Raw genomic sequence first — 24,057 nt, forward strand, 5'->3', positions numbered from 1 at the left:
AATGAAATATCAATTTTCCGATGATTTTTGGTGGGGAAGCGCCACCTCAGCGACGCAATCTGAAGGCGCGTCACTGCGGGACGGTAAAAGCAAAAATATTTTCGATTACTGGTATGAAATTGCACCGCAACGTTTTCATGGTGAAATCGGCCCCGAAACCACCTCCACCTTTTACGATAATTATCAGCAAGATATTTTGCTGTTAAAACAACTTGGGCATAACACCTTCAGAACATCTATTTCCTGGTCTAGATTAATTCCCAGTGGTGATGGCGAGCTTAATCCCCAAGCCGTCACCTTTTATAACGCGGTGATTGATACTTTATTGGCTAATGGAATTACTCCGTTTATTAACCTCTATCATTTTGATATGCCACTGTGTATGCAAGAGAAAGGGGGCTGGGAAAGCCGTACTGTCGTTGACGCATATGCTCGCTATGCTAACCTCTGCTTTACCTTATTCGGTGATCGCGTTAAACATTGGTTTACTTTTAATGAACCGGTAGTGCCGGTTGAAGCCGGATATCTGAATGACCTGCATTATCCGTGTATCGTTGATTTCAGCCGTGCGGTGACGGTGGCTTATCATAGTGTGCTGGCTCACGCCAAAGCGGTAGGAGAGTATCGGAAACTGGAGCAGGGCGGGGCTATCGGTATTATTTTAAATCTTACCCCGACCTATCCGCGCTCAGACAGTGAGCAAGATAGGGCTGCCGCCAACTGTGCTGATCTACTGCTTAACAGAAGTTTTCTTGATCCTGTGACCAAAGGAGCATATCCCGACGAACTGATCGCATTGTTACAGCAATATTCACTGTTACCACAGATTGACCCCGGTGATTGCCAATTGATTGCCAGCGGAACGGTGGATTTGCTCGGTGTTAACTATTACCAGCCCAGACGAGTTCAGGCACTGGACGCCCAGCCGCAGCTAGGGCAAGTGCAAACACCAGAAGATTTATTCAGTTTTTACTCGATGCCGGGGCGGAAAATAAATCCTCATCGTGGTTGGGAAATTTATGAAAAAGGGCTGTACGACATTCTGAAAGACTTGAAAGACAATTATGGCAATATCCCCTGTTATATCTCAGAAAATGGGATGGGAGTTGAAGGGGAAGAGCAGTTTATTACGCCATCTGGCATGATTGATGACCAATATCGCATTGATTTTATTCGCGATCATTTGAAATGGTTACATCGGGCGCTACAGGAGGGCTGCAATTGCAAAGGTTACCATCTCTGGACTTTTATCGATTGCTGGTCGTGGCTTAATGCTTATAAAAATCGCTATGGCTTAGTCCGATTGAATCTCGTCGACCAGACTCGGATACTGAAGAAAAGCGGCTATTGGTTTGCGGATGTGGCCAGGCAAAATGGTTTCAATTAACGGAGAGATAAGATGTTTGATTTAGATTCTATTACTGATAGCGTAGCACAGAGCGATGCGCTGGAAAATGTGGTTATGGGCTTGATTATCAATGCTGGTCAGGCACGCAGCCTCGCTTACAAGGCATTGAAAAGCGCCAAAACCGGTGATTTTGTACAAGCCGATGAACTGATGGCACAATCTCGCCTTGCGTTGAACGAAGCGCATCTGGTTCAGACTCAACTGATTGAAGCTGATCAGGGCGAAGGGAAAACCAAAGTCACGCTGGTATTAGTCCATGCACAAGACCATTTGATGAACGCCATGTTAGCTCGGGAATTGATTGCCGAGTTGATTGAATTACACCAAAAAATGCACTGATATTGGTACGGAATATCGGCTATTTTGAACGATAGAGTGAAGGTAAATAAGATGGACGTCAGATTAGTACGTCAAAAAGACTTTTTTAACGGAAAGGAATTCCATCTATTTATTTATAATAAAACGGAAAGTGCCACCGGCTTACATCAGCATGATTATTATGAATATACCTTAATATTAACCGGCATGTGCTACCAGGAAGTTAATGGAAAAAGAGTCTTTTTAGAACGTGGCGATTTTGTTTTTATCCCCTTGGGTTCCTATCATCAAAGCTTCTACGAATATGGTGCAACACGCATTTTGAACGTTGGGATCAGTAAAGCCTTTTTTGAAGAGCACTATTTTCATTTATTGTCACGCCCCATTGTGGCTTCACAGGCATACCGCCTGAAAGGTAATTTTCTTTCCTATATTGAATCAGCGATTTCTGCTCCGCATTTTCGTGAAGATGAGCTTGTTGAACTGGTCGAGCTACTGACATTTTACGTAACTAACCGTATCAGCCACTATAAAGAAACCGAAACTAACGATGATATTCCGCAGTGGCTGAAGAGTACTGTCGATAAAATGCACGATAAATCGATGTTTGGTGAGAAAGCGCTGATTAATATGGTCGAGCTTTCCGGAAAAACTCAAGAGTATCTTACTCGAGCGACGCGGCGTTATTATCAAAAAACACCGATGCAAATTATTAATGAAATGAGAATTAATTTCGCTAAAACCCAACTTGAAGTCACGAACTATTTAGTCTCGGATATTGCCTTTGAAGCGGGTTATAGCGATACCACGTTATTTATCAAAAACTTTAAGAAACTCACCTCCTTCACTCCAGGGAATTACCGCAAGAAGTTTTACTGTGTCGGAGAGGAGTTGTCTCATTAGTTTTCCGGCCCGCTATCTTTATCGGAATGTATTTATAAGGTGTCATCAATGGAAAAGTTACTTATTGTTAATGCTGATGATTTCGGTCTGAGCAAAGGGCAAAACTACGGCATTATTGATGCGTTCCGGCATGGTATTGTCTCATCGACTACGGCGATGATGAACTGTGCGGGGATTTATCATGCAGCGGAACTCAGCGCACAAAATCCCAACTTACCGATAGGGCTGCACTTTGTACTAACCTATGGTCAGCCATTAACTGCGATGCCATCTTTAGTTGATGATAAAGGTAAGTTGGGCAAATGGTTGTGGCAGCGAGCTGAAGCCCGAGAGTTGAATCTGGATGAGATAGCGCAAGAATTGACAGCTCAGTTTGACAAGTTTGTTGAGGTTTTTGGCCGCCGACCAACGCATATTGACAGTCATCATCATGTGCATATGTTACCGCAAATTTACCCGTTGGTTGAGGCCTTTGCCCGCGAAAAATCCCTGCCACTGCGTATTGATCGTGACGAAGTACAACAACGTGGTGTTACGCTCAATAATCCTCGCAGCAGCGAGTGGTTCGATGCGGGTTTCTATGGCAAGGAATTATCAGAACAACTATTTTTACAGCGGTTGGAATTAGCCGAACAACGTGGAGTTAATTCGTTAGAGATAATGTGTCACCCGGCACTTATCGATAATATTTTATTAACCAGTAGTTACTGTTATCCCCGATTGACTGAACTGGAAATTCTCACTTCACCGAGCTTAAAACAAGCCATTGCACAACGCGACTACCGCTTGGGATCATATTCGGATTGCTAAGTTTTATATAAGTGAAAGGCATTTGGTATAAACACGAGCAGTTTTAGGTGTATATAGACCGTGTTGGACACGGAGGAAATACCTATATATGTGGGCCTTCTATCAAAGGCTAAAAGGGCATAGAACGACTTTTCCTTTCATGTATAAGAGAATTTTAAACAGTAAGTTGATAGGCTACATTGTGGGTGTTTTGATTGCGATTGGCTTTGGCGAAAGTTTTATTACTACTCGAGAAGAGGCTGAGAGGTTCGCTAAATAATTCAGTAATCACGCTAAGGCTGCCTTCTACTGTGGTCTTTCACTGCTCGCAACCAAACAATAGCTGTTTGAACATGGGCTGAGTCTGCATTTTTGGGTAATACTGTGCGTAGCGCAACCCTGTTCTAATAAGAACGCAGTTCGGGGCGAAAAAAATCCGCCCCTCTCTATTACTGTAATGCCTTTAAAATTTGCATCGCGGTTTTTACCCGCTCGGTATTCGGATAGTTTTTATTCGCTAGCATAACGATTCCTACCTGCTTTTCAGGGATAAAGGCGATATAAGCGCCAAATCCCCCCGTTGCTCCCGTCTTGTGAACCCATGATGCATCCACACGAGGATGTGATTTTGCATCCTGCACCTGCTGCGGTCCAAGAGCGACCTTGTTATCGGCGCCATTAACTATCATTACGGCCTGATCTGGCCAGTTAAGCATCTCCCAGCCTAGCCCCTGATATAATGCATCGGTGCGATAAAAGCGCGTTTGCGCCAGATCCAAAGCTTGCTGTAACGTCTTATCTGCGACCTGTTGCGGGTTCATATTCGCCTGCATCCAGCGCGACATATCTTTTATGGAAGACTTCACTCCATAGGATTCTGCATCCAGCATTCCCGGTGATACACGCACGGGTTTGCCCTCATGGTAACCCCAGGCGTAAGTATTTTTGACCTCATCCGGCACGGTAATAAAGGTGTGATTGAGCTTAAGCGGAGTAAATACACGTTGTTGCATGGCTTGTTCAAAGGAAAGCCCGCTTGGTTTTACTGCTAAAACCCCAAAAAGACCGATACTGCTGTTTGCATACTGACGCGTCTTCCCAGGTGACCATTGTGGTTGCCACTGTTTATAGAAGTTTACCAACTCATTCTCGTCTGTAACTGCATCCGGAACCTGTAACGGCAAGCCACCTGCACTGTAAGTCGCTAATTGCAGCAGAGTGATGTGACTCCACTGTGGTATGTTAAGTGCTTGCCAGTATTTGCTGGCCGGATCGTTAAGCGCAATCTCGCCTTTTGCTACGGCTACGCCACCCAGTACACCGGTGAAGGTTTTACTCACTGAACCCAGTTCAAAGAGTGTGTCTTCTGTCACCGGGCGACGCTGTTCTTCATCGGCCATACCCCAGGTGAAGTAGTAAGGCTGACCTTTAACGACCACTGCCACCGCCATACCGGGTATACCTTGCTGCTGCATCAGCGGTTTTATTGCCTTACTAACGGTAGTTGCCACATCAGGGGCTGCTGCGATACTCATAGAGCACACTGATGCCAGTACCGTCGCTATCAACGTTTGAGAAATTAATTTCACTGTTTTGAACCTTCTGGGTTGTTATTGCGCGTGCAGTTTGCACTATTTGACAGATCGTACAAACTGTTATTTTTAGCGCTGGGGGACGCTGAATAGATTAATCAATGCATTGTATTTATTGATAAAAATTGAGTTCAAACTTTCTGTGTGTACCTAAACGTGTACCAATTATTGAAACTGACAGTGAAGTAGGCTGTGTTTATTAATGGATTTCTCTGCTGCTAGTTTATGTATTTGTAAGGTACCTTACGGAAAAAAAAGATTTATAGAAAAACTGTTCACACTGTTCACTTTTTAATTTAATCATTTAAATACAATGTATTAGATGGTGATGAGTTAGTGACGAGTTTATCCAAACTGGTCACTTGCTGTGAACAGTCGGCCATTGAATACAAAAACACCGGCCTAGGCCGGTGTGATTATTTTTGAGGTGCCAAGATATGTGGGACGAATTGGGGATAAAAGAAAGGCCTGCAAGCAGGCCCGAGTACACACTGATACATTGCTCCCCGGTGTTGGATGTATGAGGTTTGTACAACGCAACTATAAGTGTCGTAACTGATAGCGTCCAATGGGTTAGGCAGATCAATAACGCCATATTGATCGGTAGAAACGATCGTGATGTTGTTTATTCAATATGCTTCACATTTAGGCAACCAGTCGGCCTCGCAATCTTCACTTAATATCAGATTGGTTTGCATCCCTTGGTTCGTCTTTCGCTTCAACAAGGCTATTTCATATTCACTGAGAGTCTGTGGCACAGCGCGCCCGAATGCGGTCAGGCTCATTGGCCGTTGATGGCCGCGCGCCTCCATAAACGACAGGTAAGCGTGATACAGGTATTTACGCGGATTAGCCGGGATAATATTGGCATTCCCCATATACAGGCCATTGGGCGTATTAACGGCCAGCAGATAACCACAAAAATCGACCAGCGGGTCAGCACCGCGTTTGATCTCCAGCGCTTCATCCGAGTTCTGCTGTGCTTCAAGCAACGCACGGGCATCATTGGGGGCGGTAAAACGCTGCATCAGGTGGCGCACGATCACCGCCAGCTCCCCGGTAATTTTCGCCAACAACTGCGGATCACGCTCGTTAGCCGGGATGACTTCCGGGAACGGCAGAATAACCCGGCGACGGGAGACGCCGCCGCTGCGGTCACTGAACTGCATCGGGTTGTTATTGACGGCCAGAATCACCGCCGGGATATGAGTGGAATAGGCATCACGGTATTTCGGGTCTATGGCAACGGCATCACCGCCAGTGATGGCTTTAATACCGGCACCGTCACCACTCCAGCGCTCTTGGTCTGGCAGGATAATCAGAGAGAACCCCACTACAGAGGCACGTTCCCGCGACGATTCCAGCGTATCGATGGTAGCCGAGGTGGTATTGTCTTTACCGGCCAGCAAGCTGGCGATGGAGGCCATCACGCTTTTACCACTGCCGCCCGGCCCGGTCACTTCAAGGAACAGTTGCCAGTCATAGCGGTTCGCCAACACCATATAAAGCGCCGCGAGAATACGCTCCTGTTTCTCATGCTGTTGCCCGGCGGCCCGCGTTAACCAGCGCCAAAAGTGCGGGGCATGGTCGGACAGATTTTCCCCGGCTTTGGGCGGGGTGTAATCCACACTGTTCACTGTACGTAACCAGTGCGTTTTCTGGTGTGCGCTGAACTGGCCGGTAGTGGTATCAAATACCCCGTTACGAAAACCTATCAAGTGCCGGGCGGGTGTTCCCATTTGTGGCACCATCAGCTTGAGTGTATCGAGTACGCTATTAATCCCTGACGCTGAGAACGGGGCGCGGATTTTATGGAACAGAGCGGCAATCTCCCGGCTAAGTACCCGATATGGCAGTACCTGCCACGCCCCTTTTTCATAGCGGCACAGGTCTTCACCCACCTGTGGCACGGCCAATAAGTGCTGATAGTGCTCTGCTAATAGTTCGGCCTTTTCACTGGCGCTCATGGCTTTCAGGTCGGCATCACTGAGCGTATCAAACGGGCTGGGCTGTTGCGGCTGATTGAATGCCTGTAACTGGGTCAGGGTAGCCAGTTTACCTTGCTGCTGATAAACGTCGTTCCAGTCACCGACAACCGGCGGCAACGCCAGCTTACCGCCGCTCAATTGGGCGGCCTCTGTTGCGCGGGTCTGGCCGGTGCCGTTCTCGTCATTATCGGCGGCCAGCAATAGCAGTGCATCCGGGTAGTGGGTACGTAACTGTTGCGCCAGCGCGGTCAGATTGTTCGCACTGAGCGCAACACAAACACTTTCCCCGGTCAGGTGATGCACCGTTAGCCCGGTCGCATAGCCCTCAGTCAGCCAGATAACGGCGTTATCCTGTCCGGCCAAAAAATGACAGGCGGTTTTCACCTGCCCCCCGGCCAGCGTGCGCTTATCACCGTTGGCGTTAATCAACTGGATGTTTACCACCTCACCGGTGCTGTCGGTCAGGGGGAATAACAGGTCGCCGGGTTGATAGGCAATCCCCCCAACACGCAACGGTTTATCGTGTAGTGTCAGCGTCTCCAGCTCTGGCCAGCCTTTGGCGGTCAGATAGGCATTCCCGGTCTGTAGTCTCGCTGCTGTCAGCAGTTGTTTAGCTTGTTCTGCGGCCCGCTGCCGTGCGTGCGCTTTCTCCTGCACTTCCTGCCCGGCATTGTGTGCCGGTAATGGCGGGTTCGATGGTTCCCCTAACACCTCGGCCACTTTGCAGGCGGCTTCCTTGGTAGTGACCGCCAGCGCCTTTTCAACCAGATTCAGGCCATCGCCGCCGCCGCACTGGTTACAAAACCATGTGCCACGCCCTTGCAGGTTATCAAAGCGGAAACGGTCTTTACCGCCACACATCGGGCAGGGCTGCGCCCGGCCTCCGGCGGCGATATGAATACCGAGCGCTGGGAGCAATACCGGCCACTGGCCTGTGGCTGCATGTGAGGTTTTTGAAACGCTTAATGTTGTCATTCTCTGTTTCTCCTCAGTGCAGGGTGGTTTGACTGGTTGTGGTTATCTGCGCTTGGCACAGCTCATCCATCATTTTTTGCCCTAATACTGTCAGGCGCGGCGGAGCCAGCAAAATATCCGGCTGCACCATGTCACTGAGCATGGTGCAGGCCATATCCATACCGGCTTCTGGCCCGTGCTGGCGCACAAAGTAGCCCTCAATATCCATCGCAATGGTCATTTGTAATTCATCCAGCGAGTAACCAAGGCTCACCCCGTGAGATACGCAGGTATCCAGATAGGCATGGGCTAACGCACGGCGATAAACAGCGGTACGGACTTCAACGGGCAGACAGGATTGATTCAGGGTATTCATACGATAGGTGCCTCCATGCGGGATAAGATTTGTGATTCGCAGGTGTTCATCACCTGTCCGAGCTGGTCAGTCAGTAACGCCACCATTGAGGCGAACGATTCAGGTGATGGAGGGGTAATGCCGTGTAACAGACAGGTTTGTGCTTCCAGCATATCGAGGAACGTCACGCCGACATTGTGCGCATGCTGGAGGCGTAAGAAATCAGCGTGAGGAATGGTGTACTGCGTATCGCTGAGATAACGGGCGGCAAGGGTATTCATGCGACTTCCCCCAGTGGCAGGCGGCCAGCAAACGACAGGATGTAGTCACGGGTTAAACGCAGGCGGGCATTCTTCTCACTGCTGGCGGTGGTACGCAACATGCAGGGACGCGCTGTTAATTCAGTACGGCGAACAGCAGCAAACAGATAGATAAATTGCGGGTGTAACGGGGTGAGGGATGTAGCCATAGTGGCAGCCTCCAAGGTTAGCGGATTAACGCTACCACCGGAGTTCCTACACTCATGGGTGGTAGCCCAGACGGGGGTAGGAATACCGGCAACCTTGGAAACCGGCCAGCCCGAAGGCTGCCCCGCCTGAGCCACCATTGCTTGATAGCGACAGCGGTATAGAAACCACTGCGCAAAAAACTGGTAGGCCGAGGCCACGACATAAAAAAACACGCCAGGCGCGTGTTGTGTCGCCAAGATTAAACACGGGTTCCTACGCCCGGCTGTCGATTTTGCGACAGCACGGCGACTATAACGCAAGGCCTGCAAAAAATGCAAGCCAGAGAAAAGCCCTTTATGCGGGATGAGCGTCATTGGTTTAACAATCAGTCTGAATATCAGGCTTGGGCTGAGCAGGGGCACGAGAGTAGAAATTGGCCTGTGCTGGTGTACTCGACGCATTGCCTGACATCACTTGCACCACGCCGTTTAGCTGGCTGCGGTACTTGGGTAAAGCAAGGCCGGGTTGTTGCTGCGCAATCTGGAACGCCTCAGCGATGTACTGCACGTCTCCCTCATTCAGAGTGAAGAATTGCTCGCCGATTTTTAGAGTGATCATGCTGATACCCCCTGACGGTTAGCAATACGCTCTGCCATCCAGCCCTCAATCTCAGAGGCCAGCCACGCGACGTTCTTACCGCCGAGGGAAATCTGTGCGGGGAAGTGGTCACGGCTAATCAGTTCATAAATGGTCGAGCGGGATAATGCGGTGGTGTTAATCACTTCCGGCAGACGCATAAAGCGGTCACGCGGGTAGTGTGTTGCCATTGGTGGTGGCGTATTGGATAAAGCCTGTTGTGTCATTGCAAGCATGAAAAGCTACCTTATTGGTTGTCCGGCCATATACCGCCGGGTTTGCTGGGATTCAGTTGGGTAGCCCCCTATTGTGAGAATATTTTTACCTGATGCAACAAGCCGTTGTTGTGTGATTTACCACAACAAACGCGCGTAAAAATGACGGTATTTGACTCTCTGGGTCTATGTGGGTGTATTCGGGTATATGTGTGGAAGGGGTGTTTTTTTGTACTGAGTCGTTAAAGCTAAAATGAATTAAAAGACATTTATTGATATTAAAATGCTCTAAAAAGAGTGGTGGTGGTTGAGCACAACAGTGAGGATTTTGCCTGCTTTTTAAGCTAGCCAGAGAAAAGGCTCTTTTTAACCCAGTGAACAGTAGTGAACACTTGGTGAATAGTTTCAAGTGAACTGTTCAACCTTTTATTTATTGATTATTAATACTTTTTTCCTAAAGTGAAGAGTAGTGAACAGTTTTTATAAAACTATTATTTTTATAGCCCTTTTAGTTTGATTTGAGAGTGTGTTGTATGGGAAATGGCACAACGGGCATTGATTGAGGCGTTGTGTGAGAGCTTGCAAAATGACTCCACCTTGACTGAAACGGAGTTATACCAATGAGCACGATCCCTGACATGACCCCTTTGGAACATTTTGAAGTGGCGAAAGCAGCACATCAGAAAAACATGCTAATACTGAATGAAGTTACCTCTGCAATTACTCGTTGCCATGAACAACAACAAGAAGCAGAAATAAAAGGCAAGCAGGCGGAAAGTAGCTGGCGGAGCTTGTTTCGTAATATGCGCGGTGAAATGACCGATGAGCTGAAAGAACAGCATGGTCAGCGAATCTCACAAAAAGAATTAGCTAAGGAGTTCTCAACACTAATCAAAGAGCTGGAGCTTGATAAAGATTCAGCGATGCTGGCATGTTGTTATTCAGCAAAAAAACTTGAAAATACCTATAAAAATAACTTTAAAATTTATGCTGAACAAGAATGGCGACAGGCTTTACTGGAACTTCCCTCCTCTCTGATAAGGGTTATTAAGTTGAAATTACGTGCTCTAGCACTAGCTGATGAGGGCAACGAAAATCAGCTTGGTTATGAAACCCCGGATAAGATAATGGAACGACAAGTAGGGCGGATATTAGTAGATGTTGCGGAGCGTCATAAGATCTCAATATACCCAGACTCAACTTTAGATAAAATCGGCTGGAATAGGCCTAATTTAGATGGAGTGGACTGGAAGTTATACAATAGCCCGGCTTCTTGCTCTAAATTAGCCAAAGAGATAATTATAAAAAGAAAAAAATTACAACAAGAAGAGGAAAGCTAATATGATGCGTTGCCCAGTGTGTAAACATGCGTCTCATACTCGCGCCAGTCGCTATTTATCAGAGCAGACAAAAGAGGCATATTATCAGTGTCAGAATATAGAATGTTCTTGTACCTTTAAATCGATTGAGAGTGTGGATAAAATAATCACTCGCCCTCCGGTTAAAGAGCCTGAAATAATACCCGCTGTTATTCTACCAGAGCGAAAAGTATTAAATCGCTACGGTTCTAACGCACGAATTCATTAATAATCCCACCCTGCCTGTAACCTCTCAAGGCAGTGACTTTTCCCCACTCTCGCCACTTTGCCCTTGCCGTTTAAGGGCTTTTTCTCTGGCTAGCCTGCCAAAAAGAGCACTGCATGCATATAGTGCATGAATTTGCATGCAACGCCTCAGCATCAAAACATCTGAAACACCACGCCACAAGGGCTTGTAGACTCTCTATGTCATGCATGAAAAGTGCATGATAAAGTCAGAGCGCGTAGGCGGGGGACCATTGCGCGCGGCAGCCAAATGGGATGTATTTTGCTATACATTAGTGATAATCTGAGATCGCTATGCGAACCCCCCACAACTGAATTGCAATAGGAAAATTGTTAGAATATAAATAGAAGATTAACAAAGGGACTAATAAAATGGCAACTCTTATAAATTGCGTTAGAATTTCCGGATTCAGAGGAATAAAAGAAATAGAAGTTGAGTTGGGAAGAATAGTGATTTTATTAGGTACTAATAATTCAGGCAAGACTTCATTCCTCAAATCTCTGCATTTAGCTTTAGGCGATTATCAAAGATACTTTAGCGAAGAAGACCTACATATTGATGTTACAGGAAATAAAGTTAGTGAGGTGGTTATTGACTTCAGGATGGTCCCTGTAAATGATAATTATGAAAAAATAGATGAGTTTGAAGATAAATGGATTGATGTGTTTGGAGATAACATTGCTTTAGATGCTGATGGGAGTGAGTTTGTAGCAATACGCACAAAGGTTAATCCTGATGAAATTAAAGGTGGTTTTAATACGCAAAGATATTTTCTAACTGAATGGCCTAGTTATGAAGAATGGAAAAACGTTGTTCCGAATGAAAGGAAGAGATTTAGGGCAAGAATAGATGCCATTCCTTATATATGCATCGAAGCGCAGAGAGATATACATAGCGAATTAAAGGATAAATCATCATATATAGGAAGGGTTCTTTCTTATATAAAATATGATGATGACGATGTAGCTTCACTCGAGAATATGATAAGTTCAATAAATGAGGTTGCTGTAAGCAAAAGTGAACCTTTACAAAGTTTAAAGGCTTGCCTACAAGGTTTAAATGAATCATTTCTCGGTTCTAATCATACTGAAATAACGCCCTTTCCAAAAAAAATAAGAGACCTTTCAAAGCAATTTACTGTTCATTTTGGTGATGAAGAAAATCAATCTTTTTCAATGGAATACCATGGGACAGGTACTAGAAGTTGGGCTTCAATGCTCACCGTTCAATCTTTCTTAGAATTTATGCACGAAAGGCATGAAAGTGAGGGCAAAGCGTTACACCCTATAATTGGAGCTGAAGAACCAGAGGCTCATCTCCACCCCAATGCACAACGAACATTATTTAAGCAACTAACATCCTCTCAGGGACAGATTATTCTAAGTACTCACTCGCCATATTTAAGTGCTATGGCGGATATTGAGGATATTAGATCTTTCATTAAACGTTCGGATGGGGTTACGGTTAACTGCTTAAGAAAAAAGATAGGACACGATGAAAAAAATGCCATTAAAAGAGAGATAATGCTTACACGTGGAGAACTGCTTTTCTCACGTGCATTAATACTTTGTGAAGGAGTTACAGAGGAGCAACTGATACCTGCAATGTTTGAGTTATATTTTAAAAAATCATTATTTACTGTGGGAGTAAATTGCATTAGTGTAAGCGGGAAAAATTATCCTCCCTTTGTGAAACTTGCGAATAATCTCGGTATACCTGTTAGCATTATCAGTGATAACGATGGCAATACAAGAAATGAAATTACAAGTCAAATGGCTCGATTGACGCGGGATGATGGATTGATTTTTAATGAGGATTGTTTTTCTTTGAATTTCATTGAGGATGGGAACGATATAGAGTCAGAATTATTTACTGAATTAAATATAAAAGAAGAGATAATCGAATCACTAGTCCTCAGTGAAACTAAAGGCAATGCCAACGTGCAGTATAGAAATGCAAAGTTAGCAGAAATAAATGCTTTGGATGATGATGCTATAATTAAAAAAATGCGTGATTCAAAAGCAAGCTATGCGGGCTATTTAGGGCTAATTTTAACAGAAAACCCTAATGAGAAACAAATCGAAGAAATACTGCCACAATCTGTTATCGCTGCATTTCAAAAAGTTAGAGGATGGCTTGAGTTATGATTGATAATTTATCTCTTGCGCAAGAAAAAATTGTTAAGGCTCCTATAGGAGAGGCTATGCAAGTTCTTGCCTCTGCTGGTTCTGGTAAAACTAGGGTTTTAACAGAAAGAGTCCGATATATTATAGACAATTCAACTAGAGGCAGCGTCGTAGCTTTAACATTTACTAATAAAGCTGCCGATGAAATGCTAGAAAGATTAGATAATGGAACGGGTATTCGCGAAAGATGCTGGATTTCTACTATACATTCAGTCGCGCAAAGAGTCCTTGATAGCTATGGATACACAATTGGGTTGCCTAAAGAGTTGCATATCTTTGAGCGCGACCAAGATAGAATGGAAGTATTTCTTCACTCCCTAAGAGAACAGGGAGTAAATATTGATAACTATCTTAATGTTGACGATGAAAGAGAAAAACGAAGCCGTGAGAAAATAATGGGGCAATATTTAACTATTTTTTCTCATATAAAAAGAGAACTCCTCAATGAAGATGAAGTTCTAACTAAATATTCTACAAACCCTCGGATGTGGAATATTTATCAAGACTATCAGTCTGCCTTGTTAGAAAGTGGTGGAGTAGATTTTGACGACATTCTTCTTTATGCACATAAAATACTTTTAAACCAAGACTCAGTGGCGAGAATATATCAAAAAAAATATATTGCTTTATTTGTTGATGAAGCACAGGATTTAAATAGAGCACAATATGAATTTATTAAAGTGTTTTGTGGTGAAAGAATAAAAAATATCATGATGGTTGGGGATAGCAATCAAATGATATATGGCTTTAATGGCTCATCCTCTGATTACTTTTTAAAATCATTTAAAAGAGATTTTCTTCCTGAAACTTATAAGCTGACTGAGAACTATCGTTCCTCTAGAGAGGTAATCGCTTTAGCCAACAAGATAAAGCCTAATAGTCAGGTTGGTATTAATGCTGCAATAGCTGGTTATAAAAGTTTTGCAGCACTACCTGATGAGTCTGCTGAAGCGATCTGGGTTTGTAATAATATAGAAAAAATATTAGAGCTTAAAACTCATCAAGATATAGAGGGAGGGATAGACTTATCAAGTATAGTTGTCATTGGTAGAAATAGATTTGTTTTCAAATACATTGAAGATGAAATGAAGAAAAGAGATTTGCCTTATTTCTTGAAAAGCAGTGAAAGAAATGAGCAACCTGTTTCGCTCATAGGAAAAATCATTGACTTAGCCTTAAGAGTTAAAATAAACCCTAGGGACTGGGTGGATGGGCGAAAATTATTTTCAATAATTGGCTTGAAAATTAATTCCGATGCAAGCTATGTATATATACTTGATGATATATGCAAAGAAATTGAAAGTAACATAATTAAGGACAAAAAGTTGATTTTGTCAGTTCTACATTCGATAGATATGCTCGAACTTGACTCACCTAATTTCATAAAATTTTGCTCTGAGCTAAAGTCGGAATTGAAAGAACTAGGTTCTAAAACTCAAGATTTTACTATGGAAGAGGATATTGCTATTGGAATAAAAGATATCGAGCAGCTAAATTCAATGTGGGTGAGATTTAAGAGGAAAGGACTTGGTGATAGTATTTTATCGTTTAGGAATGCGCTAGCATTAGGTCAACTTAACGAAGATGGTATGAAAAAAGGAATAATGCTCAGCACTGTTCATACGATGAAAGGTCTTGAGAAAGATATTGTTTTCCTTATTGGTATGTGTGAGGGCGTATTCCCTGATTACAGGGCAAAAAGTGCTGCGGATATAGAAGAAGAAAGAAATAATGTTTTTGTTGCGGTCACGCGTTCGCGTCGATGGATTTTTATTTCATATCCTGAGAAACGAATGATGCCTTGGGGTGATTTTAAGTACCATTCGGCATCGAGATTTTTTGTTGAAATGCAGTAGCGATACTAACGCAACACTGTTATAAAATTTGCGGTGTTGCGTTTTTGTTGGTTTCTCGAATTTTATTTCCCCACCAATCCATAAGCTCTTTCCTTTTCTCAATATATGTAGATCTATTGTAAGCTTTTCGTACTTCATTTTTGTCACTATGTGCCAATGCAGCTTCAATCACATCCGCATTAAATCCTGCTTCATTCATGGCCGTGCTTGCAATAGAACGTAGGCCGTGAGCAACAAGTTTCCCCCCATAACCAATACGTTTCAAAGCTGCATTTGCAGTTTGGCTATTCATTGGATTACTTGGATCGTTACGGCTTGGGAATACATGTTCGCGGTGCGCACTAATAGGTCGCATGATTTCGAGTATTTCTAGAGCTTGGTCTGAAAGTGGCACAATATGGTCTCGCTTCGCTTTCATGCGTTCGGCAGGGATACACCACTCCCTTTTATCCATATCAATCTCTGACCATGCGGTAGCGGATGCTTCAGCAGGACGAATCAGCGTCAGCAATTGCCATTCAAGTAAGCAACGGGTTGGTAATGAGAGGTTGCTCATGGCTATAGTGCGCATGAGTTTAGGTAGTTCTTCTGGCCTTATGGTTGGCATATGCTGCTTTTTAGGGCGTTCAAAAGCGTTACCGATACCTGATGCAGGATTAGCATCAATTAAACCTACATTTACCGCATAAACCATTATCTCGTTGATGCGTTGCACCAACCTCCGAACCGTTTCTAATGCGCCACGCGCCTTAATTGGTTCTAATGTCTGTATCAACGTTCTCGCTTTGATATCCTGCACCGGGATATTTCTGATAGACGGCAAAATATCTTTCTCTATGGATCGCCAAATATCTTTTGCGTGTTCTTCGCTGACATGTGTTTTTTTTAGGCTAAACCATTTTTGTGCAACATTCTGAAAAATGCTCTCTTGGGCTATCTGGCGTTCTTCAGCTTGTTGCTCTTCTTTCTCTTGGGGATCAATACCACGAGCGAGTAGTGCTAGTTTATCATCTCGTATTTGTCGCGCATCGGCTAATGAGAGTGCGGGATATGCCCCAAGACTAACATTTGTACGTTTGTCACTGGCAGGGCGTTGATAGCGTAAACGCCATAATTTCTTGCCACTCGTTTTAACAAGCAGGAATAGACCATTGCCATCATGCAGAGTGAAGTCTTTATCTTGAGGTTTAGCTTTCAAAATTTCATTGTGGGATAAAGGGCGTGTTATTCGCGCCATAGCTAGCCTTTTTCCATAATTGGTACACGTTTAATGGTACTCATTATAACGTGTACCTAAACGTGTACCAATGTTTACTGGATTTAGCCGGATACCCTCGGATTACTACAGACACAAAAAAGCCCGCAAACCTAAGTGGGATGCGGGCTTTCCGTACTTCTCCGGACTTATCTGGTAATACCCGGATCATTATTTGGTGGAGCTGGGGGGATTTGAACCCCCGTCCGAAATTACTACGCCGTTGGCACTACATGCTTAGTCCTGTCATTACATTCGCCGGTTAGCTGCGGACGGACACGCCACTAACAAACTATCCTGATTGAGTTTAACGCTTTCACCCCAGGCAAGGTGTCCACGCGATCTCTTTTAGGTTTGACCTCTCTTGATCCCCGTCCTAAGAGCGGAGGCTAGGGAGAGAGGGAATCTTCAGTTTCTTAGGCTGATTAAGCTGCTAAAGCAGCAGATTCGTATTGCGAGTCGTTTGCAATTATTTTTTTTGCGGTTTTTTACGAGGCCTCCGCACCTCGGCATGCACCTTGGGTTTCGCGAATCCCGTCGAATCCAGAATCAGCCCCAAAGAACTTCGCCAGTATAACAGAACTATGTCCTGTTAAGCCAGTTACTTAACGATTTGCGTGCTTCATGATGCGCGCTTTGTCTAATTGCCACTCACGATCTTTAATATCGTCGCGCTTATCATGATCTTTCTTACCTTTTGCGACACCGATCTTAACTTTGACCCACGCATTTTTCCAATATACGGAAAGAGCCACTACGGTAAAACCGTCGCGGTTAACTTTACCAATCAGCGAGTCTAACTCGCGTTTGTTTAGTAGCAGTTTACGGGTACGCATTGGCTCGCAGACAACATGCGTCGATGCCACGTTTAACGGCGTAATGGTGGCACCAAATAGGAATGCTTCACCATTTCTGAAGGTTACGTAGCTATCACTAATGTTGGCTTTGCCAGCACGCAGAGATTTTACTTCCCAACCTTGCAGTGAAAGGCCAGCCTCGAATTCTGCTTCAATGAAGTATTCATGGCGAGCACGTTTGTTTTGCGCAATGGTTGCGGAACCGGGTTTGTATGCTTTTTTCTTTGTCATAATATTGATCATTATACTGTATGTGCAGATGAATGAAATCCTTTCCCGCAGGATGCTGGTGCATTTTGTCTCATTTTTTGTGAGGAATATCTGGCAGATTTTTTGTCTGGCGCTGGATAAATGGTATTATCTGCGCGTTTTATGTCTCACAGGAAATGTTATGCCGCAAATTAGCCGTTCTGCGTTGGTTCCATTTAGCGTAGAACAGATGTACCAACTCGTTAATGATGTTCGTTCTTATCCGGAATTTTTACCCGGCTGTACTGGTAGCCGAGTGCTTGATGCTACTGAAAATGAAATGACGGCAGCCGTAGATGTCGCCAAAGCGGGTATCAGCAAAACATTTACTACTCGTAATACATTGACCGATAACCAGAGCATCAATATGCAACTGGTGGATGGGCCATTCCGCAAATTGATGGGCGGTTGGCATTTTACCCCCCTGAGTGCAGATGCCTGTAAAGTCGAATTGCATCTGGATTTTGAATTTACCAACAAGTTGGTTGAACTGGCGTTTGGTAAAGTATTTAAAGAATTAGCCGGCAATATGGTGCAAGCATTCACTCAAAGAGCTAAAGAGGTTTATAGTGTCTGATATTCGCATTGAGGTGGTTTATGCTTTGCCTGAACGCCAATATGTGCGCACGGTTTCTCTTGAGGTGGGTAGCACTGTTGAGGACGCCATAAATGTATCGGGTTTGCTGGAGTTGCGACCCGATATTGATCTGAAAAAGAATAAAGTCGGTATCTATAGCCGCCCGGTGAAGCTCGGCGATAAGCTCAACGATGGTGATCGGGTTGAGATATATCGTCCACTAATTGCTGATCCTAAAGAGCTGCGCCGGCAGCGTGCTGAGCTAGCAAAAAAATAAGGCACCACTTGCGCCTTATTTTTGTTGTAGCACTTGACTGCTATTGAAGAAAAAACGTGTGCTGATGAATGGCTAAATAAGCATAATATAGAATTGACACCTAAAGCCTACGATCAGCATTCACACCCTCAATTTGCTCTGCAATCTTCGGATAAATTAATTTCCTGCTAGCGTTGGTTCGTTTTTGATATCAGTCAGCACGCCACTGCTATCAAAGGTCAACGTCAACGTCTGTTGTGTTATTTTCTCATGGCCAGGTTGTTGGCGGAACACATAGAACCAGGTTTTTGTGCCAAACGGATCCTGTAGCATTGGGGTGCCTAAGGTATATGCCACTTGTTGCTGGGTCATACCTTTATGAATTTTGGACGCGTCATTAGGTGATAAATAGTTACCCTGATTAATATCAGGCCGGTAGACCACCTTCTCCAGCGTTGAACAACCCGCAGTAAGCATTGCAAGCATCACAGCGGCGGCAGTCAGCATTTTACAGCGCATAGTAATCACATTCCTTTAGGGCATAGGATGACGATGATAATAGACCTTGCAGCAGTTGGAAACCTTTACAGGGCACCTGTATGACCTCAGGAAAGGAAAAAAGTTAATCTTTTCTACGCGGCAAGTAATTCTTTTGCATTTGCCAGAGTGTTTTTCGTCACTTCACTACCGCCCAGAAGACGCGCCAACTCTTGCAAGCGGGCTTTTTTATCTAATCGATGCATATGGGTTTCGGTTTCGGTGCCATCAGTTTGTTTACTCACAAAGAAATGTTGATGACCGCAGCCCGCAACTTGTGGAAGGTGAGTAACACACATGACTTGTGTCGATTCACCGAGCTGACGCAGCAGACGGCCCACAATCGCCGCAGTCGGGCCACTTATACCCACATCTACCTCATCAAAGATAAGGGCTGGGGTGTCCATTTTACGCGCTGTAATAACCTGAATAGCTAATGCTATGCGAGAAAGTTCCCCTCCCGAGGCCACTTTTGCCAGTGATTGCAGTGGTTGGCCGGGGTTGGTGGTAACGCAAAATTCAATACGCGTCGCTCCTTCAGCACTGAGGTGCTCCGGCTCAAACTGGGTTTCGATGGTGAATCTGCCATGTGGCATGGATAACTCATGCATACTTTCAGTAATCAGCGCTGCCAATTCATTTGCATAATGCTGGCGCTCTTGGTGCAACCGTTTAGCTATTTCTAAAGCGTATTGATAGTGGGTGTTTACCGCATTACTGAGTTGTTCGTGATCATTCTCTTGCTGTGAAAGCTGTTCTTGCTCATCCAGTAGTTGTTGATGGAAGAGGGGAAGTTCTTCCGGTGTTACATGGTGCTTTCGGGCTAAATTTAGTTGGCGCGATAACCTTTGTTCCAGTTCATAGAGACGGTTTGGGTCCATATCGAGCTGTTCAGCATAGTGGCGTAATTCATCACTGGCCTCACTGATTTGGATTGAAGCCTCTTCCAACATATTCAACAGATTATTAAATTGCTCATCCATCCCTGCCAATTCAGTTAACTGATGTTTGGCAGCATAAAGTTGGCTGAGGACATTGTTTTGTTCGTCATCTGAAAGGAGTTGTAAGGTCTGTTGACTGAGAGACAGCAACTGCCCACTGTTTGCCAGCCGTTTATATTCAGCATCAATTTGTTCGTACTCCCCTACTTGAGGAGCAAATGAATTCAACTCTTTCAACTGATATTGTAATAACTCACGCCGTGCATTCCGTTCTAATGATTGCTGCTGATGAAGTGCCAGTGCACGGCAGCTTTGGTGCCAAATTTGGTAGGCAGCTTTCATCTCGGCTAAGAGGGCTGATTGATCTGCGTACGCATCCAACAGGTGCTTTTGATGTTCCGGTTTTAACAGCAATTGATGTGCGTGTTGGCCGTGGATCTGGATTAACTGTTGGCCGAGTTCCCTTAATTGAGATAAAGGTACTGGTGTTCCATTAATAAAGCCCCTTGAGCGACCATCGGTGCCAATTGCACGCCGCAGCAGGCATTCGTTACTCTCATCAAGATGGTTGTTCTCTAGCCATTGGCGGGCTGATGGGGTATCTGCTAGCGAGAAGCGCGCGCAAATATCCGCCCGTGTTGCCCCTAATCGCACCATGCTGCCATCCGAACGGCTCCCAAGACATAGCCCTAATGCATCTATGGCGATAGATTTACCTGCTCCAGTTTCGCCAGTAATTGCTGTCATTCCAGATTGAAAATCAATTTCTAACTCACGCACAATAGCAAAGTTACTGATAGTTAATTGGGCCAGCATGGTAAATCTCCTGTACATAAACACATATTTGTATTTGAATACAGTATAGACTGGTTTTATATACAGTAAAGTGTCTGATGCACTTTTTAGAATAATTTTTTTGACCAACCCAGTTTTGTGCTTAACGTATTGAAATAGCTATAGTCCTTGGGGTGAATAAGATTGAGGTGAAAATCACTACGCCGAATTAATACCTCTTCACCTTCCTGAATAGGTAAGGCTATCTGGCTGTCGCAGCTTATTTCCAGGTCGCTGGTGATTTGTGAGAACTTCAATCGGATGGTGCTGCTACTATTAATAACCAGGGGCCGGGCTGTTAAAGTGTGTGGGAACATCGGTACCAATACGATGGCGTCCAGCGTAGGGGTGAGGATTGGGCCGCCAGCAGAGAGTGAATAGGCGGTAGAGCCGGTCGGTGTGGCAATAATCAAGCCATCAGATCGTTGTGAAAAGGCGAAGCGGTCATCAATATACACTTCGAATTCAATCATATGGGCTACTTTGCCTGGGTGTAGAACCACTTCATTGATAGCTGTGCTAATGCGGCTTTGCTGATTAGCGCGCGTTACCTGCGCTTCCAGTAGAAAACGTTGTTCGCTCAGGTATTCGCCTTCCAGCACATCGGAAAGCTGCTGTTGGGCGTTATCCGGGTCCAAGTCGGTTAGAAAGCCCAGATTGCCCCTATTGACACCAATCACTTTGATATCATAACGCGCCAATACCCGTGCAGCGCCGAGCATATTGCCATCACCACCGACCACTACAGCAAGGTCTGCTTTTTGGCCGATATCTGCCAGGCTACCGGTGGTTGCATCGGTTAAATTGAGATCTTTAGCAATTTGCTGTTCAACCATGACGTCGTAGCCTCTGGCGTTTAACCAGTGGTAGAGCATTTCATGAGTGGCAAGTGCGGCCGGGTGCCGTGGGTGGCCGACAATACCAATACAATTGAATCTTTTATTATTCATTGCCGTGATTTTCCTCACTGGGGCGTCTTTTACCCTACATTATGGCCGGTTCCCTTGAATCCCCGGTTTTGATCCCCATAATATGCCAAGTAGCGAGATTAATGCTAAAACGCGGAGATATCCATGAGTAGTAAAGAACAGAAAACATCAAACGAGCAAGTCTCGGAAGAAATGGAAAATGCAGCAGAGCAGCAAGTGGAAGCAACACAAGAGACGGGTGACGGTGTAGATCCGCGTGTTGCTGAGCTTGAAGCGCAGTTGGCTGCGGCCGTACAGCGTGAGCGCGATAGCTTACTACGCGCTAAGGCTGAAGTTGAGAATATCCGTCGTCGTACTGAATTGGATGTTGAAAAAGCGCATAAATTTGCCTTGGAACGTTTCTCGGCTGAATTATTGCCGGTTATCGATAACCTTGAGCGGGCGCTGGATACAGCCGATAAATCCAATACTGAGCTAACCTCAATGATTGAAGGTGTTGAACTAACACTGAAATCACTGCTTGATGCAGTAGGTAAATTTGGTATCGAAGTTGTCGGTGAGACCCATGTGCCGTTTAATCCTGAAGTTCATCAGGCAATGACGATGCTTGAGTCTGCTGACCACGAGCCAAATCATGTGATGATGGTGATGCAAAAAGGCTATACGCTGAATGGCCGTCTGCTGCGTCCAGCGATGGTTGCGGTGTCTAAAGCGAAAGCTTAAGGTGACCTGATGTAAGAAAGGCACCTTCACGGTGCCTTTTTTTATTTATTCTCTTTCTGGCAGTTTTGGTTGCCAGTCAATCGGCTGCTGACCCTGTTGTTTTAGTTGCTGATTTGCTTGTGAAAAGTGCTTGCAGCCAAGAAAACCACGATGTGCAGATAGTGGTGATGGGTGTGGTGCTTTCAAAATAAAATGGCGCTGAGTATTAATGATGCGGCCCTTTTTCTGTGCATGTGCTCCCCACAACATAAAAATCACGCCGTCACGGTGTTCATTTAATGCGGCAATCACTTTATCCGTGAAGGTTTCCCAGCCGAGATTAGCGTGAGAGTGTGCTTTGCCAGCTTCAACTGTCAGCACTGTATTTAGTAGTAAAACGCCTTGCTCTGCCCAACTTTGTAAAAAACCGTGATTAGGGCGCTGAAAGCCTGGAATATCAGTGGTCAGCTCTTTATACATGTTCACCAGAGAGGGGGGCGCAGGTACACCGGGTAAGACTGAGAATGACAGCCCATGCGCCTGATTGGGGCCGTGGTAGGGATCTTGCCCCAGAATCACTACTTTTACTTGATCCAGCTCAGTTAAGCGAAATGCGTTAAACACATCTTTTTGTGGCGGGTAGATAATCTTCCCAACACTGCGTTCTGCTGTCACAAAGGCGAGCGTATCTTTGAAATAAGGTTGTTCTTTTTCCAGGCCGATCACATCGTGCCAGGTAAGGGAGGCGGACATAAACACTCTCCTTGGTAGTGTAAGGTATTGATGCGCGATAGCTTACCGGTTCAAGCTGATGAGTGAAACCGTTAAACCAGACTCTGTGATTTGGTGGTTGTTTTTTGACCGAAAATTGTAAAAAATGTTGAATATTTACAAAAATAATTGTCATTTGTCATACTAATAAAATTGATATAAAACATAAATTTGCCTTTACTGCCCCTATCGTGAGGGCGGAAAGTTTGATTTATATCAAAGAATAGCGTGTGCGTGACTGGTATATAGAACAATAAGACAACAATGGTTTTACCAAATAACCAAGATAGCTTTTCTCCCCTTGGAATTTAAAGCCGTATTACGGAGGCACCAAATGATTACTGGTATTCAAATCACTAAAGCTAACAATGAAGCCTTATTGAACTCTTTTTGGCTGTTAGATGATGAAAAGGCTGAACTGCGCTGCGTTTGCGCTAAATCTGGCTATGCAGAAGATCAAATCGTTCCTGCAAGTGAGTTAGGTCAGATCGAATATCGCGAAGTTCCACTGGAACTGCAACCTACGGTACGTGTTGAAGGTGGTCAGCATTTGAACGTTAACGTTCTGCGCCGTGAAACACTGGAAGATGCAGTTAAAAACCCAGAAAAATACCCTCAGCTGACGATTCGAGTTTCTGGTTATGCTGTGCGCTTCAACTCGCTGACGCCAGAACAGCAACGCGACGTGATTACGCGTACTTTCACTGAAAGCCTGTAATTTCTGTTATAGCGTTAAGTTGAAACAAATTTTAAGGGAGCTTAGGCTCCCTTTATTTTTTGTTTAACATTATGATTTTTATTCTTTATTTAATATGTATTTTTTGAATCCATGCCACTGTGATGGCATGTTTGTTTTTCTTTAGGAACAAAAAGCGGCTAACCTCATTGGGAGGAG

25 protein-coding genes and 1 other RNA gene are annotated in these 24,057 nt (G+C 44.7%); 12 read left to right on the forward strand and 14 right to left on the reverse strand.

Annotation, left to right across the window (positions count from 1 at the left end; translation table 11 throughout):
- Position 1: 1 nt before the first annotated feature.
- From AT01_RS17010 to chbG, 4 genes are read left to right on the forward strand one after another with little or no spacing between them, the layout of a single operon-like run.
- Positions 2 to 1,387: a glycoside hydrolase family 1 protein gene (locus AT01_RS17010; RefSeq protein ID WP_042547986.1), complete on the forward strand. Its 1,386-nt coding sequence runs from the start codon at positions 2 to 4 to the stop codon at positions 1,385 to 1,387.
- Between the two features lie 12 nt (positions 1,388 to 1,399).
- A complete protein-coding gene (gene chbA, locus AT01_RS17015; RefSeq protein ID WP_042547987.1) occupies positions 1,400 to 1,747 on the forward strand; it encodes a PTS N,N'-diacetylchitobiose transporter subunit IIA in 348 nt (115 codons plus the stop codon).
- A gap of 51 nt (positions 1,748 to 1,798) precedes the next feature.
- On the forward strand, positions 1,799 to 2,629 hold the full coding sequence (gene chbR, locus AT01_RS17020; protein ID WP_042547988.1) for a transcriptional regulator ChbR: 831 nt from the start codon (positions 1,799 to 1,801) through the stop codon (positions 2,627 to 2,629).
- 48 nt (positions 2,630 to 2,677) lie between these two features.
- Complete coding sequence (chbG, locus tag AT01_RS17025; protein ID WP_042547989.1) at positions 2,678 to 3,439, forward strand: chitin disaccharide deacetylase; 762 nt, start codon at positions 2,678 to 2,680, stop codon at positions 3,437 to 3,439.
- Positions 3,440 to 3,867: 428 nt separating this feature from the next.
- Here chbG and ampC read toward each other — a convergent pair whose 3' ends face one another.
- From ampC to AT01_RS17060, 7 genes are all read right to left on the reverse strand, one after another.
- The gene (gene ampC / locus AT01_RS17030) at positions 3,868 to 4,953 is read right to left on the reverse strand and encodes a class C beta-lactamase (protein ID WP_144405006.1); all 1,086 of its coding nucleotides are present in this window, start codon (positions 4,951 to 4,953) and stop codon (positions 3,868 to 3,870) included.
- Between the two features lie 686 nt (positions 4,954 to 5,639).
- Entirely contained in the window at positions 5,640 to 7,973 is a 2,334-nt protein-coding gene (locus AT01_RS17035; RefSeq protein ID WP_042547990.1) for a primase-helicase zinc-binding domain-containing protein, read from the reverse strand.
- 13 nt (positions 7,974 to 7,986) lie between these two features.
- The gene (locus AT01_RS17040; RefSeq protein WP_042547991.1) at positions 7,987 to 8,328 is read right to left on the reverse strand and encodes a DUF5375 family protein; all 342 of its coding nucleotides are present in this window, start codon (positions 8,326 to 8,328) and stop codon (positions 7,987 to 7,989) included.
- Positions 8,325 to 8,588, reverse strand: coding sequence for a hypothetical protein (locus AT01_RS17045; RefSeq protein ID WP_025381892.1), 264 nt, complete (start codon positions 8,586 to 8,588; stop codon positions 8,325 to 8,327). Before AT01_RS17045 ends, AT01_RS17040 begins: the two co-directional genes overlap by 4 nt.
- On the reverse strand, positions 8,585 to 9,130 hold the full coding sequence (locus AT01_RS17050) for a host cell division inhibitor Icd-like protein (RefSeq protein WP_042547992.1): 546 nt from the start codon (positions 9,128 to 9,130) through the stop codon (positions 8,585 to 8,587). Before AT01_RS17050 ends, AT01_RS17045 begins: the two co-directional genes overlap by 4 nt.
- A gap of 4 nt (positions 9,131 to 9,134) precedes the next feature.
- Positions 9,135 to 9,374 (reverse strand): hypothetical protein, encoded by a 240-nt coding sequence (locus AT01_RS17055; protein ID WP_235427176.1) that lies wholly within the window; start codon positions 9,372 to 9,374, stop codon positions 9,135 to 9,137.
- Positions 9,371 to 9,628, reverse strand: a complete 258-nt coding sequence (locus AT01_RS17060; RefSeq protein WP_025381895.1) for a helix-turn-helix transcriptional regulator — start codon at positions 9,626 to 9,628, stop codon at positions 9,371 to 9,373. The genes AT01_RS17055 and AT01_RS17060 overlap by 4 nt, the downstream gene beginning before the upstream one ends.
- A gap of 599 nt (positions 9,629 to 10,227) precedes the next feature.
- Here AT01_RS17060 and AT01_RS17065 point away from each other — a divergent pair.
- From AT01_RS17065 to AT01_RS17075, 4 genes are all read left to right on the forward strand, one after another.
- The gene (locus tag AT01_RS17065) at positions 10,228 to 10,947 is read left to right on the forward strand and encodes a hypothetical protein (RefSeq protein WP_042547993.1); all 720 of its coding nucleotides are present in this window, start codon (positions 10,228 to 10,230) and stop codon (positions 10,945 to 10,947) included.
- A 1-nt stretch (position 10,948) separates the two neighbouring features.
- On the forward strand, positions 10,949 to 11,194 hold the full coding sequence (locus AT01_RS21065) for an ogr/Delta-like zinc finger family protein (RefSeq protein ID WP_071841518.1): 246 nt from the start codon (positions 10,949 to 10,951) through the stop codon (positions 11,192 to 11,194).
- Positions 11,195 to 11,583: 389 nt separating this feature from the next.
- A complete protein-coding gene (locus AT01_RS17070) occupies positions 11,584 to 13,359 on the forward strand; it encodes an ATP-dependent nuclease (RefSeq protein ID WP_042547994.1) in 1,776 nt (591 codons plus the stop codon).
- Entirely contained in the window at positions 13,356 to 15,254 is a 1,899-nt protein-coding gene (locus AT01_RS17075) for an ATP-dependent helicase (protein WP_042547995.1), read from the forward strand. Before AT01_RS17070 ends, AT01_RS17075 begins: the two co-directional genes overlap by 4 nt.
- 19 nt (positions 15,255 to 15,273) lie before the next feature.
- On the opposite strand, the gene AT01_RS17080 is transcribed toward AT01_RS17075, so the two are convergent.
- The 3 genes from AT01_RS17080 to smpB form a co-directional block, all read right to left on the reverse strand.
- Positions 15,274 to 16,491, reverse strand: a complete 1,218-nt coding sequence (locus AT01_RS17080) for an integrase domain-containing protein (protein ID WP_042547996.1) — start codon at positions 16,489 to 16,491, stop codon at positions 15,274 to 15,276.
- A gap of 194 nt (positions 16,492 to 16,685) precedes the next feature.
- Positions 16,686 to 17,066: a transfer-messenger RNA gene (ssrA, locus tag AT01_RS21070) on the reverse strand.
- A gap of 48 nt (positions 17,067 to 17,114) precedes the next feature.
- A complete protein-coding gene (smpB, locus tag AT01_RS17085; RefSeq protein WP_042548690.1) occupies positions 17,115 to 17,597 on the reverse strand; it encodes an SsrA-binding protein SmpB in 483 nt (160 codons plus the stop codon).
- Between the two features lie 160 nt (positions 17,598 to 17,757).
- Here smpB and AT01_RS17090 point away from each other — a divergent pair, with 160 nt between their 5' ends.
- Positions 17,758 to 18,192, forward strand: coding sequence for a type II toxin-antitoxin system RatA family toxin (locus AT01_RS17090; protein ID WP_042547997.1), 435 nt, complete (start codon positions 17,758 to 17,760; stop codon positions 18,190 to 18,192).
- Positions 18,185 to 18,469 (forward strand): RnfH family protein, encoded by a 285-nt coding sequence (locus AT01_RS17095; RefSeq protein ID WP_042547998.1) that lies wholly within the window; start codon positions 18,185 to 18,187, stop codon positions 18,467 to 18,469. The genes AT01_RS17090 and AT01_RS17095 overlap by 8 nt, the downstream gene beginning before the upstream one ends.
- A gap of 156 nt (positions 18,470 to 18,625) precedes the next feature.
- Here the strand turns inward: AT01_RS17095 and bamE are convergent, their stop codons facing one another.
- The 3 genes from bamE to nadK form a co-directional block, all read right to left on the reverse strand.
- Positions 18,626 to 18,967, reverse strand: coding sequence for an outer membrane protein assembly factor BamE (gene bamE, locus AT01_RS17100; protein ID WP_042547999.1), 342 nt, complete (start codon positions 18,965 to 18,967; stop codon positions 18,626 to 18,628).
- Positions 18,968 to 19,080: 113 nt separating this feature from the next.
- The gene (gene recN / locus AT01_RS17105; protein ID WP_042548000.1) at positions 19,081 to 20,742 is read right to left on the reverse strand and encodes a DNA repair protein RecN; all 1,662 of its coding nucleotides are present in this window, start codon (positions 20,740 to 20,742) and stop codon (positions 19,081 to 19,083) included.
- An 86-nt stretch (positions 20,743 to 20,828) separates the two neighbouring features.
- Complete coding sequence (gene nadK / locus AT01_RS17110) at positions 20,829 to 21,710, reverse strand: NAD(+) kinase (RefSeq protein WP_004703981.1); 882 nt, start codon at positions 21,708 to 21,710, stop codon at positions 20,829 to 20,831.
- A 123-nt stretch (positions 21,711 to 21,833) separates the two neighbouring features.
- Between nadK and grpE the strand changes: the two genes are divergently transcribed.
- Entirely contained in the window at positions 21,834 to 22,412 is a 579-nt protein-coding gene (gene grpE, locus AT01_RS17115) for a nucleotide exchange factor GrpE (RefSeq protein WP_042548001.1), read from the forward strand.
- Positions 22,413 to 22,457: 45 nt separating this feature from the next.
- Here grpE and ung read toward each other — a convergent pair whose 3' ends face one another.
- A complete protein-coding gene (gene ung / locus AT01_RS17120; protein WP_042548002.1) occupies positions 22,458 to 23,144 on the reverse strand; it encodes a uracil-DNA glycosylase in 687 nt (228 codons plus the stop codon).
- A gap of 352 nt (positions 23,145 to 23,496) precedes the next feature.
- On the opposite strand from ung, the gene grcA reads away from it, so the two are divergent.
- Complete coding sequence (gene grcA / locus AT01_RS17125) at positions 23,497 to 23,880, forward strand: autonomous glycyl radical cofactor GrcA (protein WP_004703984.1); 384 nt, start codon at positions 23,497 to 23,499, stop codon at positions 23,878 to 23,880.
- Positions 23,881 to 24,057 lie beyond the last annotated feature (177 nt).

The organism is Yersinia aldovae 670-83 (genome assembly GCF_000834395.1).
In the GTDB taxonomy this organism is placed as follows: domain Bacteria; phylum Pseudomonadota; class Gammaproteobacteria; order Enterobacterales; family Enterobacteriaceae; genus Yersinia; species Yersinia aldovae.

Coding starts and splice junctions, on each gene's coding strand:
- AT01_RS17010 (WP_042547986.1), top strand. CDS start 2: ATGAAATATCAATTTTCCGATGATTTTTGGTGGGGAAGCGCCACCTCA.
- chbA (WP_042547987.1), top strand. CDS start 1,400: ATGTTTGATTTAGATTCTATTACTGATAGCGTAGCACAGAGCGATGCG.
- chbR (WP_042547988.1), top strand. CDS start 1,799: ATGGACGTCAGATTAGTACGTCAAAAAGACTTTTTTAACGGAAAGGAA.
- chbG (WP_042547989.1), top strand. CDS start 2,678: ATGGAAAAGTTACTTATTGTTAATGCTGATGATTTCGGTCTGAGCAAA.
- ampC (WP_144405006.1), bottom strand. CDS start 4,953: ATGAGTATCGCAGCAGCCCCTGATGTGGCAACTACCGTTAGTAAGGCA.
- AT01_RS17035 (WP_042547990.1), bottom strand. CDS start 7,973: ATGACAACATTAAGCGTTTCAAAAACCTCACATGCAGCCACAGGCCAG.
- AT01_RS17040 (WP_042547991.1), bottom strand. CDS start 8,328: ATGAATACCCTGAATCAATCCTGTCTGCCCGTTGAAGTCCGTACCGCT.
- AT01_RS17045 (WP_025381892.1), bottom strand. CDS start 8,588: ATGAATACCCTTGCCGCCCGTTATCTCAGCGATACGCAGTACACCATT.
- AT01_RS17050 (WP_042547992.1), bottom strand. CDS start 9,130: ATGACGCTCATCCCGCATAAAGGGCTTTTCTCTGGCTTGCATTTTTTG.
- AT01_RS17055 (WP_235427176.1), bottom strand. CDS start 9,374: ATGATCACTCTAAAAATCGGCGAGCAATTCTTCACTCTGAATGAGGGA.
- AT01_RS17060 (WP_025381895.1), bottom strand. CDS start 9,628: ATGCTTGCAATGACACAACAGGCTTTATCCAATACGCCACCACCAATG.
- AT01_RS17065 (WP_042547993.1), top strand. CDS start 10,228: ATGAGCACGATCCCTGACATGACCCCTTTGGAACATTTTGAAGTGGCG.
- AT01_RS21065 (WP_071841518.1), top strand. CDS start 10,949: ATGATGCGTTGCCCAGTGTGTAAACATGCGTCTCATACTCGCGCCAGT.
- AT01_RS17070 (WP_042547994.1), top strand. CDS start 11,584: ATGGCAACTCTTATAAATTGCGTTAGAATTTCCGGATTCAGAGGAATA.
- AT01_RS17075 (WP_042547995.1), top strand. CDS start 13,356: ATGATTGATAATTTATCTCTTGCGCAAGAAAAAATTGTTAAGGCTCCT.
- AT01_RS17080 (WP_042547996.1), bottom strand. CDS start 16,491: ATGGCGCGAATAACACGCCCTTTATCCCACAATGAAATTTTGAAAGCT.
- smpB (WP_042548690.1), bottom strand. CDS start 17,597: ATGACAAAGAAAAAAGCATACAAACCCGGTTCCGCAACCATTGCGCAA.
- AT01_RS17090 (WP_042547997.1), top strand. CDS start 17,758: ATGCCGCAAATTAGCCGTTCTGCGTTGGTTCCATTTAGCGTAGAACAG.
- bamE (WP_042547999.1), bottom strand. CDS start 18,967: ATGCGCTGTAAAATGCTGACTGCCGCCGCTGTGATGCTTGCAATGCTT.
- recN (WP_042548000.1), bottom strand. CDS start 20,742: ATGCTGGCCCAATTAACTATCAGTAACTTTGCTATTGTGCGTGAGTTA.
- nadK (WP_004703981.1), bottom strand. CDS start 21,710: ATGAATAATAAAAGATTCAATTGTATTGGTATTGTCGGCCACCCACGG.
- grpE (WP_042548001.1), top strand. CDS start 21,834: ATGAGTAGTAAAGAACAGAAAACATCAAACGAGCAAGTCTCGGAAGAA.
- ung (WP_042548002.1), bottom strand. CDS start 23,144: ATGTCCGCCTCCCTTACCTGGCACGATGTGATCGGCCTGGAAAAAGAA.
- grcA (WP_004703984.1), top strand. CDS start 23,497: ATGATTACTGGTATTCAAATCACTAAAGCTAACAATGAAGCCTTATTG.